Below are 14,102 nucleotides of genomic sequence, written 5' to 3'. Positions count from 1 at the left end.
CCTCAGCCCAGCGCCGCCTTCAGTGCATCGACCAGATCGGTGCGCTCCCAGGGGAAATGGTCGCCCTCGACGTCGCGGCCGAAATGCCCGTAGGCGGCGCTCTTGCGATAGATCGGCTTGTTGAGACCGAGGTGGGTGCGGATGCCGCGCGGGGTCAGCCCGCCCAGCGCATCGATCGATTTGATCGCATCCTCGAGCGCGGCGTCGTCGACCGTCCCGGTGCCGTGCGTGTCGACATAGATCGACAGCGGCTCGGAAATGCCGATCGCATAGGCGAGCTGGATCGTGCAGCGCCTGGCAAGACCTGCCGCGACGATGTTCTTGGCCAGATAGCGCGTGATGTAGGCGGCCGAGCGATCGACCTTGGTCGGATCCTTGCCGCTGAATGCACCGCCGCCGTGCGGCGCCGCGCCGCCATAGGTATCGACGATGATCTTGCGCCCGGTCAGGCCGGCATCGCCGTCCGGTCCGCCGATCTCGAAGGCTCCGGTCGGGTTGATATGCCAGACGGTCTCGTCGCTCAGCCAGCCCTTGGGAAGGACGTCGGCCACCGCTCGCTTCACATAGGCCTTCAGCTCGGCTTCCTTCTCGCCCTCGTCATAGCCCTTGGCGTGCTGGGTGGAGACGACCACGGCGGTGCAGGCCACCGGCTTGCCGTCGCGGTAGCGCAGGGTCACCTGGCTCTTGCTGTCGGGCTGAAGGAAGGGGGCCGCGCCGCTCTTGCGGTCCTGCGCCAGTCGGAAGAGAATCTTGTGGCTGTAATCAAGCGGTGCCGGCATCAGATCGGGCGTGTCGTCGCACGCGAAGCCGAACATGATACCCTGGTCGCCGGCGCCTTCGTCCTTGTTGCCGCTGGCATCGACACCCTGGGCGATTTCGCCGGACTGCCCGTGGAGATGGTTCTCGAAGATCAGCGTCTCCCAGTGGAAGCCGCCCTGTTCGTACCCGATCTCGCGCACCGTTTCGCGGACCAGCCGTTCGATCTCGTCGCGCTTGCCTGCCACCCAGTCGCCGTTCTCGTAGACGCCGCGGGCGCGGATCTCGCCGGCGAGGACGACGCGCTGAGTCGTCGTCAGCGTTTCACAGGCCACGCGTGCCTGGTCGTCATGGCGCAGCATGTAGTCGACAATGGCATCGGATATCTGGTCGGAAACCTTGTCAGGATGCCCCTCCGAAACGCTTTCGGAGGTGAAGAGATAGTCGGTGCGCATGCTGGATTTTCCGATATAAAGATGTCTTTATGTGTCGCTCGGACTAGCTTTTCGCGAGGCGTCTGGCAACCAGCGATGCGGCGATCAGGGCGATCCCCCAGACCAGCGTCAGCCAGTGACCCAGTCGCGCGAACCATGTCGGCGGAGCGGCCGGCGGGACCAGTCCGTCGATCCGGTCCGCGCGGCGCATTGCGATGTGCGAACGGACCACACCTCGGGCATCGATGACGGCGCTGATCCCGGTTGTGGTGGCACGCAGCACCGGTAGACCTTCCTCGATCGCTCGCATCCGCGCCTGGGCGAGGTGCTGCGGGGGACCGAAGGCACCGAACCAGCCGTCGTTCGAGGGGTTGAAGATGTAGTCGGGACGGTTCTCGCGATCCGCGACCTCGCCCGAGAACACGATCTCGTAACAGATCTGCATCCCGGCCCGGCCCCAGGGACCGAGGTCGAGCGTTTCCGGCCCCGGACCGGGAATGAAGTCCAGCGTCCCGGCAACGAGCCGCGAGAAGCCGAGCGGTTCGAGCAGGGCGCGCATCGGCAGGTATTCGCCATAGGGCACCAGATGCGCTTTCGAATAGCTCGGACCCAGCGCCCCGTCGGGATAGATCGCCGAAACGGAATTGCGGGCGCCCGTGGCCCGTTCGTAGCCGGCGACCTCCTCGATCTCGAGATGGACCACCCCGGTCAGCAGCAGGCTGTCCTCGCCGATCACCCGGCCGATGCGCGTGCGGGCGAAACCGGGATCGCCGCCCGCAGTCATCTGGTCATAGTAGCGCTGGGGATAGCCGGGCTCGAGATAGTCGGGCACCGCGCTTTCCGGCCACAGCACCAGCCGCGGGCCGTTCGCGTCCCGGCGGGGCAGGCTGAGCCGGGCGATGGTGAGGAACTGTTCTTCGAACTTCGTCGGATCGTTGAGCACCTCCTGCCGCAGGTCGGGCTGAACAAGCGTGAACCGCAAGGTGCCCTCCTCCGGCGCGCCGGCGGGCCAGTACATCGCGGCCGTGATCAGAGCGGCAAGCCCGGCCAGCGGCAGCCAGCGCCGGCGCAGCGCAGCCCACAGCAGCAGGCTCGCCAGAACCACCGCCAGGCCGGACAGCGCATAGGTCCCGGCAAGGGGCAGCAGCCGCGCCGCGCCCGGCCGGTCGAAGGGGCCGAGCAGCATCAGCGACAGCGGCCCCCAGGCATAACCGGTGAAGAGCCAACTGCGCACCCATTCGGCGGCGATCCAGGCCGCCCCCAGCGCCAGCCCGAATGGGAGAAGCCGTGCATCGGAACGCATGCCCCGCGCCAGCGCTGCGGCTGCGGCGGGGAATACGGCAAGGTAGAGCGAGAGGAGGGGCACCGCCGCCCAGCCCAGCAGTGCGGGCATTTCCGCCTGATAGGTGAAGGCGGTGGCGATCCAGTTGTTGGTGAAAGTGAAGTGCGCGACGCCGAACAGCCAGCCGCGCAGGAAGGCCTCACGCCAGCCGGTGCTCTGCCACACGAGCCACACGAGCCCCGCCACACCGACCAGAGCCAGCGGCCAGAGATGGAGCGGCGGGAAGCCGCAAGCCGCGAGCAGCCCGCACCCGATCGCGAGCCATCGCGGATGCCGTTCGGGGACCAGCGCGATCCGCTGCAACATGCGCTCGCCCCGTTGCCCGGTCAGTCCGTTGTCAACCGACCGCGCTCAGCTTGGAACCGGCCGCGGGCCGACGCCGGCGAGCCTTGGGCTTTTCCTCGTCGCCCTCCTCGTCGGAGAAGGACGGCGGCAGCGCAGCTGCATCGATCCCGTGGCCGCCATCTTCGGCAGCGCCGTTCGCTTCCTTGCGGCGGCGGGGCGCCCGCTTCTTGGGCGGCTCGGCGTCCGGCCCGCCGTCGGCCGCGAACGGGTTGTCTGCGGGCGCATAGCCCTCGCCCTCGGCGCGCTCCTTGCCCTCGCGAGGCGCACGGCGGCGCTTGGGCCGCTCGTCCTCGTCGTCCCGATCGTCGTCGTCGCTACGGGCATCGCCGTGCTGATGGTTGTTCTGACGGTCGTCGCGACGGCCACGAGGCTTCCTCGCGGGGCGGCGGTTGTCGTCGCCGTCATCATCGTCGTCGTCGTCCTGGTCCGACCCGTCCTGGCGCTTGCCGCGGGCCTCGTCCTGACGGGCCTTGTTGTCGGCGATGACGCGGAAGTAGTGATCCGCGAACTGCAGGTAGTATTCCGCCTGCACCCGATCGCCATTGTGCTGCGCGTCCTGGGCCAGCTTCTTGTACTTGTCGAGCAGCTGGGGCGCATTGCCGCGCGCGCGACTGTCGATCCGGTTGGCCTGGTTGCCGCCGCCCTGGTTGCGATTGCCCCGGCCGCGACGCCGGTTGTTCCGATTGTTGTTCAAGGGTATTCTATCCTTGTCTGTCGCGCTGTCGGCGGTTCCCCGACGCTTGCGCATGACCCCTTGCCGCGTGGGATCATCCCATCGCGGGTGCCCCTTGCCCTTCCCGAAGTTCGGCACGGTGCCGAGACAGGTCATGCAAATGTCGGAGCTGGACCGCAAGGTGGGCTGCACGCCCTGTCCACGGGTCCTGTCACCACGAGTTAGTGGGTCGAGCGCGCTTTGCCAACCCCCTAAGTCAGAACCAGCACGCGCTCCCGCCCGCCGAGATCGCGGCGTGCCGCGACCGCGAAGCCGTTGTCGCGGCCGATGGTGCTCACGGCTTCGGCCTGCCGGTGGCCGATCTCCAGCACCGCGATGCCCCCATCGGTCATCAATTCGCGCAATTGCGGAACGACGATGCGGTAATCGCCCAGCCCTTCCGGACCCGCGAAGAGCGCGCCAGCCGGTTCGAAGTCGCGAACGTTCGGTTCGAGGTCGGCTCCGTCCTCGACATAGGGCGGATTGCAGAGGATCAGGTCGAAAGCGCCGAGGCCGGCGGTCCAGCCTTCCGCGCGCCAATCGCGCCGTTCGAAGCTGGCGCGCGCCGCCATGCCCAGTCCGAGGGCATTCTCCCGCGCCACAGCCAGAGCGGGTTCGGACCGATCGGTGCCGATGCCCGCGGCCCCGGTTTCGGCCAGCACGCTCAGTAGCAGCGCGCCGGAGCCCGTGCCCAGATCGAGCACGCGCGATGCCCGGGGTGCGATTTCGAGCGCCGCATCGACCAGGACCTCGCTGTCGCTGCGCGGGATCAGCGTGTCTCGCGTCACCCGGAACCTGCGGCCGTAGAACTCCTGCCATCCCAGGATATGCGCGACGGGCTCACGTGCGGCCCGGCGATCGATCAGCCCGTCGAAACTGCCGGGCGCTCCCTCGCCCATCCCCCGCAGCAGCATGTCCGAACGCGAGATCCCGAGCGCGTGCGCCATCAGCAGTTCCGCATCGAGCCGGGCGGTGTCGCTGCTCGCGGCCAGCCGTCCGGCGGCCGCGCGCAGCGCCTCGGCGACCGTCATCGCCGCCGCCCTTGCCGCCGCATCGCCCTCACTCCGCCAGCGCCGCCAGCCGCTTGGCTTGGTCCTCGGCGATCAGCGCGTCGATCAGTTCGGCGAGGCCCGGCCCGGCCACGATCTCGGGCAGCTTGTGCAGGGTCAGGCCTATCCGGTGGTCGGTCACCCGCCCCTGCGGGTAGTTGTAGGTGCGGATGCGTTCGGAGCGGTCGCCCGAACCCACCATCGCCTTGCGTGCCTCGGCTTCCGCCCCCTGTGTCGCCTCGCGTTGCGCGTCGTAGAGGCGGGTGCGAAGGACCTGCATCGCCTTCTCGCGGTTCTTGTGCTGGCTGCGGCCGTCCTGGCAGGTCACGACCGTACCGGTGGGAAGGTGCGTGATGCGGATCGCGCTGTCGGTGGTGTTGACGTGCTGGCCGCCCGCGCCGCTGGACCGGTAGGTGTCGATCTTGAGATCGCCCGGATCGATCTGGACATCGACCTCGCCCGGCTCGGGCAGCACCGCTACGGTGGCGGCGCTGGTGTGGATGCGCCCGCCGCTCTCGGTCTCGGGCACGCGCTGGACCCGGTGGACGCCGCTTTCGAACTTGAGCTTGGCAAAGACCCCAGTGCCGGTGACGTTGGCGACGATCTCCTTGAAACCGCCGACTTCGGACGCGCTGATGCTGACCGGTTCGACTGTCCAGCCCTGCTCGGCGGCGTAGCGTTCGTACATGCGAAAGAGGTCGCCCGCGAACAGCGCCGCCTCGTCGCCGCCGGTGCCCGCGCGGATCTCGAGCATCGCAGGGCGCGCATCGGCGGCATCGCGCGGCAGCATGGCGACGGCGAGCCGGCGCTCGGCCTCGGGCAGGCGCTTGCGGATCCCCGCCAGCTCCTCTTCCGCCATCGCCTTCATCTCGGGGTCGGCGAGCATCGCTTCCAGCTCGGGCATTTCGGCGCGCATCGCCTGCACCTCGCCCGCGACCTTGGCCACCGGCTCCAGTTCGGCATAGTCGCGGCTCGCCTGGACGAAGGCCTCACCCTCGAGCGTGCCCGAGGCCATCCGCGCCTCGAGTTCGGCGAAGCGATGGGCGATCTGGTCGAGGCGTTCTGCGGGTATCAGCAAGGTTCGGGCTCGGTTGTCTGAACAGGTGTTACAGGTGTTACACGGTCCAAGGGAAGAAAGCGGGCGGGGTCGAAAAGGGGAGAGAAGCGGCTGTCAGAACTGATCCAAGGGCGATCATGGCCGACCCGTTAGCGCGCGAAGGGCCGAGTAGGAAAGAACCAACCCCTACGCCCGTCATCCCGGCCCCCGAGCCGGGATCCCGCTTACTTCTGTCCCGCCGTCAGAAGGAAGCGGGACCCCGGATCAAGTCCGGGGTGACGTCGTAATTTAGTTTCGCGGTTTCGCATCCAAACCCGGCAAACCTGCCGCTACAAGTTTGCTATGGACTTCTTCATCGCAGCGGATGAGCATATTGGGAACTCCATCCTTGTAGTCATACGAGATGATCGCCTCGGCTCCACTTTTGGCGGCTTTGTCGAAACGCTTGCGCTTGCTTCCGGTCGCCCAGACTTCCGCGCTCAGTCCGTTGCTGCGAAAAGTGGAAGCTGCCCTAGTAGCCGGCTCCAGCAAATCATCGTGTTCAACAACCAATGCGACATCGTAACCATCTTCACCCCGCTCCCCACACAGCATCGCGAGCCGCTCGATCCCCGCAGCCCAGCCGACCGCCGGGGTCGCCGCGCCGCCGAGGCTTTCCATCAGCCCGTCGTAGCGGCCGCCGCCCAGGATCGTGCTCTGGCTGCCGAGCTTGCCGGCGGCCTCGCTGCCCTCGTCGGGGATGAATTCGAAGGCGGTGTGGCGGTAGTAGTCGAGGCCGCGCACCAGGCTTGACGCGCGCTGCCACTTCACGCTTGCCGCATCGAGGCCGCCGGTCACCGCGTCGAAGAAGGCGCGCGCGTCGGCGGAGAGGAACTGGTCGATCTTCGGGGCGTCGGCGACGAAGCGCTGGTCGCGGCGATCCTTCGAATCAAGAATCCGCAGCGGGTTCTTCTCCAGCCGCTCCTGGCTGTCTTCGCTGAGCTCGTCCTTTACGCTACGGAAATGCTCGACCAGCGCGGCGCGCCAGGCCTCCCGGCTGTCGCCATCGCCCAGCGTGTTGAGGTGCAGCGTCACGCCCTCGATGCCGAGCTCGCGGATCACCTGGTCGGCCATCGCCAGCAGCTCGACATCGGCCTGCGGTTCCGCCGCGCCGATGATCTCGGCGTCGATCTGGTGGAACTGACGGTAGCGGCCCTTCTGCGGGCGCTCGTAGCGGAACAGGGGCCCATGCGTGGCGAGCTTGACCGGCGCGTGCTGCTGCCAGCCGTTGGTGAGGTAGGCGCGGGCGATCCCGGCGGTGAATTCGGGACGCAGCGTCAGTGATTCCCCGCCGCGATCCTCGAAGGAATACATCTCCTTCGACACCACGTCGGTGGTCTCGCCGATCGCGCGGCTGAACACTTCGGTGCGCTCGAACACCGGCATCTCGGCGCGGCGGAAGCGGTAGAGCTTGCGCACCCGTTCGAAGGTCTCGACCACGAAGGCGAAGGCTTCGGCATCGGGTCCGAAGATATCCTGCGTGCCCCGGATCGCCTGCGGCGTGGACTTGCTTGTTGCGGCCATGGCCCGCGCGCTTAATGGCGCCCGCCCCGCCGCGCAATGCCGCCATTGCCTCGCCGCGCGCGATCCGGCAGGGACGGGCCATGCGCATGTTCCCCTGGGTCGCCCCGCTCGCCATTCTCGCCGCTCCTCTCGCTTTGCCGCTGGCCGCGCAGGAGGCGGAGCGATCCTCGCCCCCCGTTACCGCAACGCAGGATGCGAGCCCGCTGCCGCCGACCCGCGACGTCGCCTTTCCCGGCACGATCCGCATCCACGTCGATGCCAGCGACACGCGCTCCAAGGCCTTCCGCACCACCCAGCAGATCCCCGTACCCGCCGGCATGCGCGAGATGGTGCTGGTCTATCCCAAATGGCTGCCCGGCAATCACGCCGCCTCGGGCCAGATCCAGCGCGTCTCCCGTCTCACCTTCAGCGCCGACGGCGCGCCGGTCGAATGGCAGCGCGATCCGCGCGAGCCCTATGCCTTCCGCCTCGCGCTGCCCGCCGGGGCGCGCGAGGTGACGGCGGAGCTGATCTACACCTCGCCGCTCGATCCGGGCGACTGGCGGGTGCTGATCACGGACGAGATGCTCAACCTCCAGTGGGAGAAGATGACGCTCTATCCTGCCGGGCATTACGTCCGCCGGATCGCGGTGGAGCCGAGCGTCACCCTGCCCGCTGGCTGGGAGGTCGCGGGGGCGCTCGAAGATGCGCGGCGGGAGGGCGACCGGGTGACCTTCGCCGCCACCGATTACGAGACGCTGGTCGATTCGCCGCTGTTCGCGGGCGCGCACCACCGGCGCTGGTCGCTCGTCGACGACGTCGATCTCGAGGTCTTCGCCGACCATGCGCGCGATCTCGAGGCCGACGACAAGGCCCTGCCCGCCCACCGCGCCATGGTCGCCGAGGCGCTGGCGACCTTCGGATCGCGCCATTACGACCATTACGATTTCCTGCTCGGCCTGACCGACCGGCTCGGCGGGATCGGGCTCGAACACCACCGCTCGAGCGAGAACACGCAGGAACCCGGCAATCTGCGCGAGTTCGCAAAATACACCTACGAGAACGCGCTGCTGCCGCATGAATTCGCGCACAGCTGGAACGGCAAGTTCCGCCGCCCGGCGGGGCTGTGGGCGCCCGACTATCACCAGCGGGTCGAAAGCGCGCTGTTGTGGATGTACGAGGGGCAGACGCAGTTCTGGGGCGTGGTCCACGCCGCGCGTTCGGGGATGATGCCCAAGGATCAGGCGCTGGGCTGGCTGGCGCAGCAGGCCGCCTATTATTCGGTCCAGGCCGGACGCGAATGGCGCAGCGTCGAGGATTCGACCTTCGATCCGATGCTCGGCTACCGCGCCGACCGGCCCTTCCCCTCGCTCAGCCGCAACCGCGACTATTACAGCGAGGCGGCGCTGGTGTGGCTGGAGGCCGACCAGATCATCCGCCAGGGCACCCGCGGCCGCCGCAGCCTCGACGATTTCGCGAGGCGCTTCTTCGGGATGCGCGACGGCGACTGGGGCGTGGTGACCTACGAGTTCGAGGACATCGTCGCCGCGCTGAACGCGGTCCATCCCTACGACTGGGCAGGCTTCCTCGACATGCGGATGCGCCAGGCGAGCCAGCCCGCGCCGCTCGCGGGAATCGAGAAGGGCGGATACCGGCTGGTGTGGAAGGACACGCCCAACCCCTACACCAAGGCGGCGGGCGACGGCGCGGCCGGCAATTTCTCCGGCTCGCTCGGCCTCTCGCTCTCGTCCGAGGGGCGGGTCGGCGGGGTGCTGTGGGGGCTGCCGGGGTTCGAGGCCGGGCTGGTCGAAGGAACCACGGTGGTCGCGGTGGATGGCATGGCCTTCACCCGCGAGCGGATGGCCGAGGCGCTGCGCGAGGCGGCGGCGAGCCGCGAGCCGATCGAACTGATCGTTCGCCGCGGCGATGCCTTCGAGACCATCGCCCTGCCCTATTACGACGGCGTCCGCTATCCTTGGCTGGAGAAGACCGGAAGCGGAACGACCGGGCTCGACCGCACGCTGGCGCCGCGGCGCAAATAAGCGCGCGGCGCTTGCGGGCCCGGACCCGAGCCTCTAGGGGCGCGCGGGTCCGGGGAGGGGCAACCTGCAACGCGAGTATCTGATGCGCATCGACAAAATTCCCATCGGCGACAATCCGCCCGAGAGCCTCAACGTCATCATCGAAGTCCCGACCGGCGGCGAGCCGGTGAAATACGAATTCGACAAGGATTCGGGCGCGCTGTTCGTCGACCGCATCCTGCACACGCCGATGCGCTATCCGGCGAACTACGGCTTCGTTCCGCATACGCTGAGCCCCGACGGCGATCCGCTGGATGCGCTGGTGATCGCGCGCAGCCCGTTCATTGCCGGCTGCGTGGTCCGCGCCCGGCCGATCGGCGTGCTCAACCTGGAAGACGAGCATGGCGGCGACGAGAAGCTGGTCTGCGTGCCGATCGACACCACCTTCCCCTATTATTCCGACGTCGCCGAGACCAAGGATCTGCCGAGCATCATCTTCCAGCAGATCGAGCACTTCTTCACCCACTACAAGGACCTCGAAAAGGAGAAGTGGGTGCGGGTCGGCGCATGGGGCGATGCCGCCGAGGCGCGGCGTATCGTGCTCGAAAGCATCGAACGCGAGAAGGATTCGAAGAATTCCGGCGTTGGGCGCTGATCACTCCACCGGGCGAGAGTGGTCGAGCAGGTCCTTTTCCCGACCCTCGCCACCTTCACGGCGTTCCTGATCGACCATCTCGGCAATCTCGTTCGCCGGTCGGAGATCTTCTTCGGATCGTGAGGTCGGCGTCGCTCGGGTGCGCGCGGTGGGTTCGTCCCGTCCGCGCGCGGCGTCGGCGATGTTCTCGAACGGCACGCTCGCCGACCGCGGATCGAAGCGCAGGCGGTAGATCGGTTCGGGCAAGCCGAAGCCCGCATCCTCCAGCGCCTGCTTGACCGCCGGGATCGCGCGGCTCTGCGCCTTCCACCAGTCGGTCCGTTCCTGATCGATCCACGCGAGGAAACGGATCACGACATTGCTGTCGCCGACCTCGACGATGCGGGCCTCGGGCGGCGGCTCGGCAAGCACGAAGTCCATCGCCGCCAGCGTCTCGCGCCCAAGATGCCGCGCCGCGACCGCATCGTCGTCGGCATCGACGCCCAGATCGAACTGGAACCGGCGCTGCGGATTGCGGGTGAAATTGGTGATCACCGCCTTGAACACCTGCGCGTTGGGAATCCGCAGATGGTTGCCGTCCAATGTCATCAGGATCGTCGCCCGGCTGGTAAGGCGGATCACCCGCCCCTCCAGCGCGTCGATCAGCACCCAATCGTTGGCGCGGAAGGGCTGGCGCAGGCTGAGCATCAGCGAGGCGACGTAATTCTCGATCGTGTCGCGCATCGCGAAGCCGAGCGCGATGCCGATCACGCCCGCCCCGCCGAGCACCGCGCCCATCAGCGCCCCGGCACCCACCATGTCGAGCGCGATCACCACCCCGCCGACGACGAAGACGAAGCGGATCGCCGAGGCGATCAGCTCGGCGAGGAAGGAATTGGGCGCGAGGCGGTGCCACAGCCCGGTCAGGCCCGCGATCAGATAGCCGAGGACGGCGATCGCCAACGCCACCAGGAACGCCACGCCGATCAGCGGCAGCAGCGCGAGGAAATCGTCGAGCCGGTCCTGCAGCCCGGCGACCCCGCCGAGCCCGGCATCGACCGAGATGTCGCGTTCGAGCGCGTTCTCCACCGTGACCACGCCGGTCACGCGCTCGGCGATCGCCTGCGCCCGATCGACATCCGCCGCCTGCGGCACCGTGCCTGTCAGCGTGACGACGCCCTGCCGGACGGCGACTTCGACATTCCGGAAGGCCGGAAGTTCGGAGAAGATGCCGCGCATCCGCTCGGCGATGCGGGTGTCGGCGCCCTCGTCCTGCGTGTCGGCGATGGTCTGGCCGGGGGTCGCGGGGGTCGCCTGCGTCTGGGGTGCGGGGTCCACGCTCGGCAACATCGCCATGAGCGGCGCTGCCCACAGCAGCGCGACGATGGCAAACCAGCGCGCCGGCATCAGCTGCCCGCCACCGTCATCCCGTCGATTCGGAGGGTCGGGACATTGGTGGCGTATTCGAAATCGAGATCGTTCGCGGGGGTGAGCGAACGGAACATGTCGAGCAGATTGCCGGCGATGGTGATTTCCGACACTGCCCCGACGCGCTTGCCGTCGACGATGCGGAAGCCGTTGGCACCGCGGCTGTAGTCGCCGGTGATGCCATTAACCCCCTGGCCGAAGACGCCGGTGACGTAGACCCCGTCGGCGATGTCGGCGATCAGTTCATCGGGCGAGACCAGGCCCGGCTCCATGTGGAGGTTGGCCACGGAAACCCCGCCACTGCCGGCGCCGCCGCGCGCCGCATGGCCGGTCATCGGCTCGCCGAGCTGGCGCGCGCTGGCGGCATCGGTGAGCCAGCCGAAGATGCGCCCGGTCTCGACCAGCGCGCGGGGCACGCAGGCCACGCCCTCGCCATCGAAGGCGCGCGAGCGCAGGCCCCGCCGGCGCAGCGGATCCTCGAGAATACGGATCGCGGGATCGAACAGCAGCTCGTCCCGGCGGCCGATCAGGAAGCTCGCCTTGCGCGCCACCGCCGGGCCGCTCATCGCATCGACCAGATGGCCGAGCAGGCCGTTGCCGAACCGCGGATCGAACACCACCGGCATCGGCTTGCTGGGCAGCGAGACCGAATTCAGCCGGGCCACCGTGCGCTCGCCCGCCCGCCGGCCGATCTCCGCCGCGCTCGGCAGATCGTCGCGATGTCGCGCGGTGCGAAAGGCGTAGTCCGTCTCCATCTTTCCGCCGCTGCCCGCAACGACGCTCGCATGGAGCGAATGGCCGGTCGCGCCGTAGCCCTGCGCGAAGCCGTGCGAGGTGGCGAGCGCGACCACCGCGCGGCTGAAGCCCGCGCCGCCGCCATTGGAATTGGTTACCCCTGCGACCGCCCGCGCCGCATCCTCGGCCTCCAGAGCGGCGGCACGCAGAGTCTCGGGATCGGGCTCGCCGGTGTCCGACAGGTCGAGATCGGGGACGGCGCCGGAGAACAGCTTGTCTTCGGGAGCGAGCCCCGCATGCTCGTCCACCGGGGCCAGCCGCGCCATCGCCACCGCGCGCTCGACCAGTTCCTCGAAGGCTGCGGCGGAGAAATCGCTGGTGCGGATCGAGGCGGACCGCTGGCCGACGAAGACCCTGAGCCCGATGGATTCGCTTTCCGAACGGTCGACCTCCTCGAGTTCGCCGAGGCGGACGGATACGCTTTCGGAGGAATCGGCGCGGGCCACGGCATCGGCGGCATCGGCCCCGGCCCGGCGGGCGCGTGCGACGAGATCGCCGCACCGCTCGAGCGCTGTATCGCTGTCGATCATGCCGGGGCGGTTAGGTCAGCGTCCTTGCCAAGGCAAGCGGCCTGCCGCCGCCCGGTTCAGCCGAAAGCCAGCGTGAACAGTCCGGTGAGGAGGAAGGGCAGGCCGATCGCCAGCCCCCAGAGCATCGCCAGATCGCGCCAGAACGCGCCGCGCAACGCGGGATCGCTCGCATCGGCGTCCGAAATCCCGAGCCAGCGCCGCTCGAACCAGCGGCAGGCCGGGATGATGCCCGCGACCAGCACGACGAGCGCGAGATAGGGAAGGATGTTGGGCAGACCATCCTGCAGGGCGTGGACGGTGACGAAGATCTGCAACGCGGTGTAGACGACCAGGGCGAGCGCGACATTGTCGCTCATCCACTTGCGCCAGTCGATCGGTTTCGCGGCATCGCCGCGGCCGGCATCGCTCTTGATGCGATCTTCGTATGCCTTCGCCATAAGCAGGCGTCTCCCCTTCGGCTCCTGTCCCGATTCCGCAATATTTCAGAAGTCTGCCGGCAAATCAAGCGCGCCGGGCCGGCGTGCCGCGGTGACACATGCACGAATCTTGCCAAAGCCATCGACTGGAAGGGGTGTCGAAGCCCTTCGGGGTTTTCACCCGCGTCCGCCGTGCTAAAGCCGCGAGCCATGAGCGAAGTCGATCCTGCCGACCTGACGAGTGCCGCACGCGAGCGCGAGGAGCTGGCCGAGGACGCGCTTCCCGATGCCGCGCCGCCGATCCCGCAGGGCGGGCTCGAAGTCATCTCGATCGCCAAGAGCTACGACAAGCGGCAGGTGCTCTCCGACATCTCGCTGAGCGTCGGCAAGGGCGAAGTGCTCGGCCTGCTCGGTCCCAACGGGGCCGGCAAGACCACCTGTTTCTATTCGATCATGGGCCTCGTCCGCCCCGATTCGGGCCGCATTCTCATGGATGGCGAGGACGTGACCAAACTGCCGATGTACCGCCGCGCGATCCTGGGCCTGGGCTATTTGCCCCAGGAAACCAGCATCTTTCGCGGCATGACGGTCGAACAGAACATCAATTGCGTGCTCGAGATGGTCGAGCCCGATCCGGATACCCGCGCGCAGGAACTGGAGCGGCTGCTCGGCGAATTCGGGCTGACGCGGCTGCGCGCGAGCCCGGCGATGGCGCTGTCGGGCGGGGAGCGGCGCCGCGCCGAGATCGCCCGCGCGCTCGCCGCCAAGCCCTCGATCATGCTGCTCGACGAGCCCTTCGCCGGGATCGACCCGCTGTCGATCAGCGACATCCGCGATCTGGTGAAGGATCTGAAGACGCGCGGCATCGGCGTGCTGATCACCGATCACAATGTCCGCGAGACGCTGGAGATCGTCGACCGGGCCTGCATCATCTATGGCGGGCAGGTGCTGTTCGCGGGTACGCCGCAGGCGCTGGTCGCGGACGAGAACGTCAAGCGGCTCTACCTCGGCGAGAGCTTCACTCTGTGACGGTTTCGCGCG

At 68.2% G+C, this 14,102-nt stretch carries 12 protein-coding genes; 3 read left to right on the top strand and 9 right to left on the bottom strand.

The features are described 5' to 3' along the window. Nucleotides 1-2: 2 nt before the first annotated feature. From metK to hisS, 6 genes are all read right to left on the bottom strand, one after another. Nucleotides 3-1,211, bottom strand: coding sequence for a methionine adenosyltransferase (gene metK / locus ACGHN1_RS01880; protein WP_390547850.1), 1,209 nt, complete (start codon nt 1,209-1,211; stop codon nt 3-5). Between the two features lie 43 nt (nt 1,212-1,254). Next, nucleotides 1,255-2,838, bottom strand: coding sequence for an apolipoprotein N-acyltransferase (gene lnt / locus ACGHN1_RS01875; RefSeq protein ID WP_390547848.1), 1,584 nt, complete (start codon nt 2,836-2,838; stop codon nt 1,255-1,257). Between the two features lie 31 nt (nt 2,839-2,869). Continuing rightward, nucleotides 2,870-3,571 (bottom strand): DUF4167 domain-containing protein, encoded by a 702-nt coding sequence (locus tag ACGHN1_RS01870; protein ID WP_390547846.1) that lies wholly within the window; start codon nt 3,569-3,571, stop codon nt 2,870-2,872. Nucleotides 3,572-3,801: 230 nt separating this feature from the next. After that, on the bottom strand, nt 3,802-4,620 hold the full coding sequence (prmC, locus tag ACGHN1_RS01865) for a peptide chain release factor N(5)-glutamine methyltransferase (protein ID WP_390547844.1): 819 nt from the start codon (nt 4,618-4,620) through the stop codon (nt 3,802-3,804). A 28-nt stretch (nt 4,621-4,648) separates the two neighbouring features. Then, the gene (gene prfA / locus ACGHN1_RS01860) at nt 4,649-5,716 is read right to left on the bottom strand and encodes a peptide chain release factor 1 (RefSeq protein ID WP_390547842.1); all 1,068 of its coding nucleotides are present in this window, start codon (nt 5,714-5,716) and stop codon (nt 4,649-4,651) included. A gap of 267 nt (nt 5,717-5,983) precedes the next feature. Next, a complete protein-coding gene (gene hisS / locus ACGHN1_RS01855; RefSeq protein ID WP_390547840.1) occupies nt 5,984-7,258 on the bottom strand; it encodes a histidine--tRNA ligase in 1,275 nt (424 codons plus the stop codon). 80 nt (nt 7,259-7,338) lie between these two features. Between hisS and ACGHN1_RS01850 the strand changes: the two genes are divergently transcribed. After that, entirely contained in the window at nt 7,339-9,279 is a 1,941-nt protein-coding gene (locus tag ACGHN1_RS01850; protein WP_390547838.1) for a M61 family metallopeptidase, read from the top strand. 82 nt (nt 9,280-9,361) lie between these two features. Then, the gene (ppa, locus tag ACGHN1_RS01845; RefSeq protein ID WP_390547837.1) at nt 9,362-9,913 is read left to right on the top strand and encodes an inorganic diphosphatase; all 552 of its coding nucleotides are present in this window, start codon (nt 9,362-9,364) and stop codon (nt 9,911-9,913) included. Here ppa and ACGHN1_RS01840 read toward each other — a convergent pair whose 3' ends face one another. From ACGHN1_RS01840 to ACGHN1_RS01830, 3 genes are read right to left on the bottom strand one after another with little or no spacing between them, the layout of a single operon-like run. Beyond that, nucleotides 9,914-11,299 carry a mechanosensitive ion channel domain-containing protein gene (locus ACGHN1_RS01840; RefSeq protein ID WP_390547835.1) on the bottom strand — a complete coding sequence of 462 codons (1,386 nt, stop codon included), beginning with the start codon at nt 11,297-11,299 and terminating at the stop codon, nt 9,914-9,916. It abuts the gene before it with no gap. Continuing rightward, nucleotides 11,299-12,645 (bottom strand): TldD/PmbA family protein, encoded by a 1,347-nt coding sequence (locus ACGHN1_RS01835; RefSeq protein ID WP_390547833.1) that lies wholly within the window; start codon nt 12,643-12,645, stop codon nt 11,299-11,301. The genes ACGHN1_RS01840 and ACGHN1_RS01835 overlap by 1 nt, the downstream gene beginning before the upstream one ends. Nucleotides 12,646-12,701: 56 nt before the next feature. Next, nucleotides 12,702-13,082: a hypothetical protein gene (locus ACGHN1_RS01830; protein WP_390547831.1), complete on the bottom strand. Its 381-nt coding sequence runs from the start codon at nt 13,080-13,082 to the stop codon at nt 12,702-12,704. A gap of 189 nt (nt 13,083-13,271) precedes the next feature. On the opposite strand from ACGHN1_RS01830, the gene lptB reads away from it, so the two are divergent. Continuing rightward, on the top strand, nt 13,272-14,090 hold the full coding sequence (lptB, locus tag ACGHN1_RS01825) for an LPS export ABC transporter ATP-binding protein (RefSeq protein ID WP_390547829.1): 819 nt from the start codon (nt 13,272-13,274) through the stop codon (nt 14,088-14,090). Nucleotides 14,091-14,102: the final 12 nt, after the last annotated feature.

The organism is Qipengyuania sp. MTN3-11 (genome assembly GCF_042851825.1).
Lineage (GTDB): Bacteria > Pseudomonadota > Alphaproteobacteria > Sphingomonadales > Sphingomonadaceae > Qipengyuania.
This window is presented reverse-complemented; position numbering and strand designations above follow the sequence as displayed.

Excerpts from the sequence above, each read along its gene's own strand:
- metK (WP_390547850.1), bottom strand. The coding sequence starts at position 1,211 with ATGCGCACCGACTATCTCTTCACCTCCGAAAGCGTTTCGGAGGGGCAT.
- lnt (WP_390547848.1), bottom strand. The coding sequence starts at position 2,838 with ATGTTGCAGCGGATCGCGCTGGTCCCCGAACGGCATCCGCGATGGCTC.
- prmC (WP_390547844.1), bottom strand. The coding sequence starts at position 4,620 with ATGACGGTCGCCGAGGCGCTGCGCGCGGCCGCCGGACGGCTGGCCGCG.
- hisS (WP_390547840.1), bottom strand. The coding sequence starts at position 7,258 with ATGGCCGCAACAAGCAAGTCCACGCCGCAGGCGATCCGGGGCACGCAG.
- ACGHN1_RS01850 (WP_390547838.1), top strand. The coding sequence starts at position 7,339 with ATGCGCATGTTCCCCTGGGTCGCCCCGCTCGCCATTCTCGCCGCTCCT.
- ppa (WP_390547837.1), top strand. The coding sequence starts at position 9,362 with ATGCGCATCGACAAAATTCCCATCGGCGACAATCCGCCCGAGAGCCTC.
- ACGHN1_RS01840 (WP_390547835.1), bottom strand. The coding sequence starts at position 11,299 with ATGCCGGCGCGCTGGTTTGCCATCGTCGCGCTGCTGTGGGCAGCGCCG.
- ACGHN1_RS01835 (WP_390547833.1), bottom strand. The coding sequence starts at position 12,645 with ATGATCGACAGCGATACAGCGCTCGAGCGGTGCGGCGATCTCGTCGCA.
- ACGHN1_RS01830 (WP_390547831.1), bottom strand. The coding sequence starts at position 13,082 with ATGGCGAAGGCATACGAAGATCGCATCAAGAGCGATGCCGGCCGCGGC.
- lptB (WP_390547829.1), top strand. The coding sequence starts at position 13,272 with ATGAGCGAAGTCGATCCTGCCGACCTGACGAGTGCCGCACGCGAGCGC.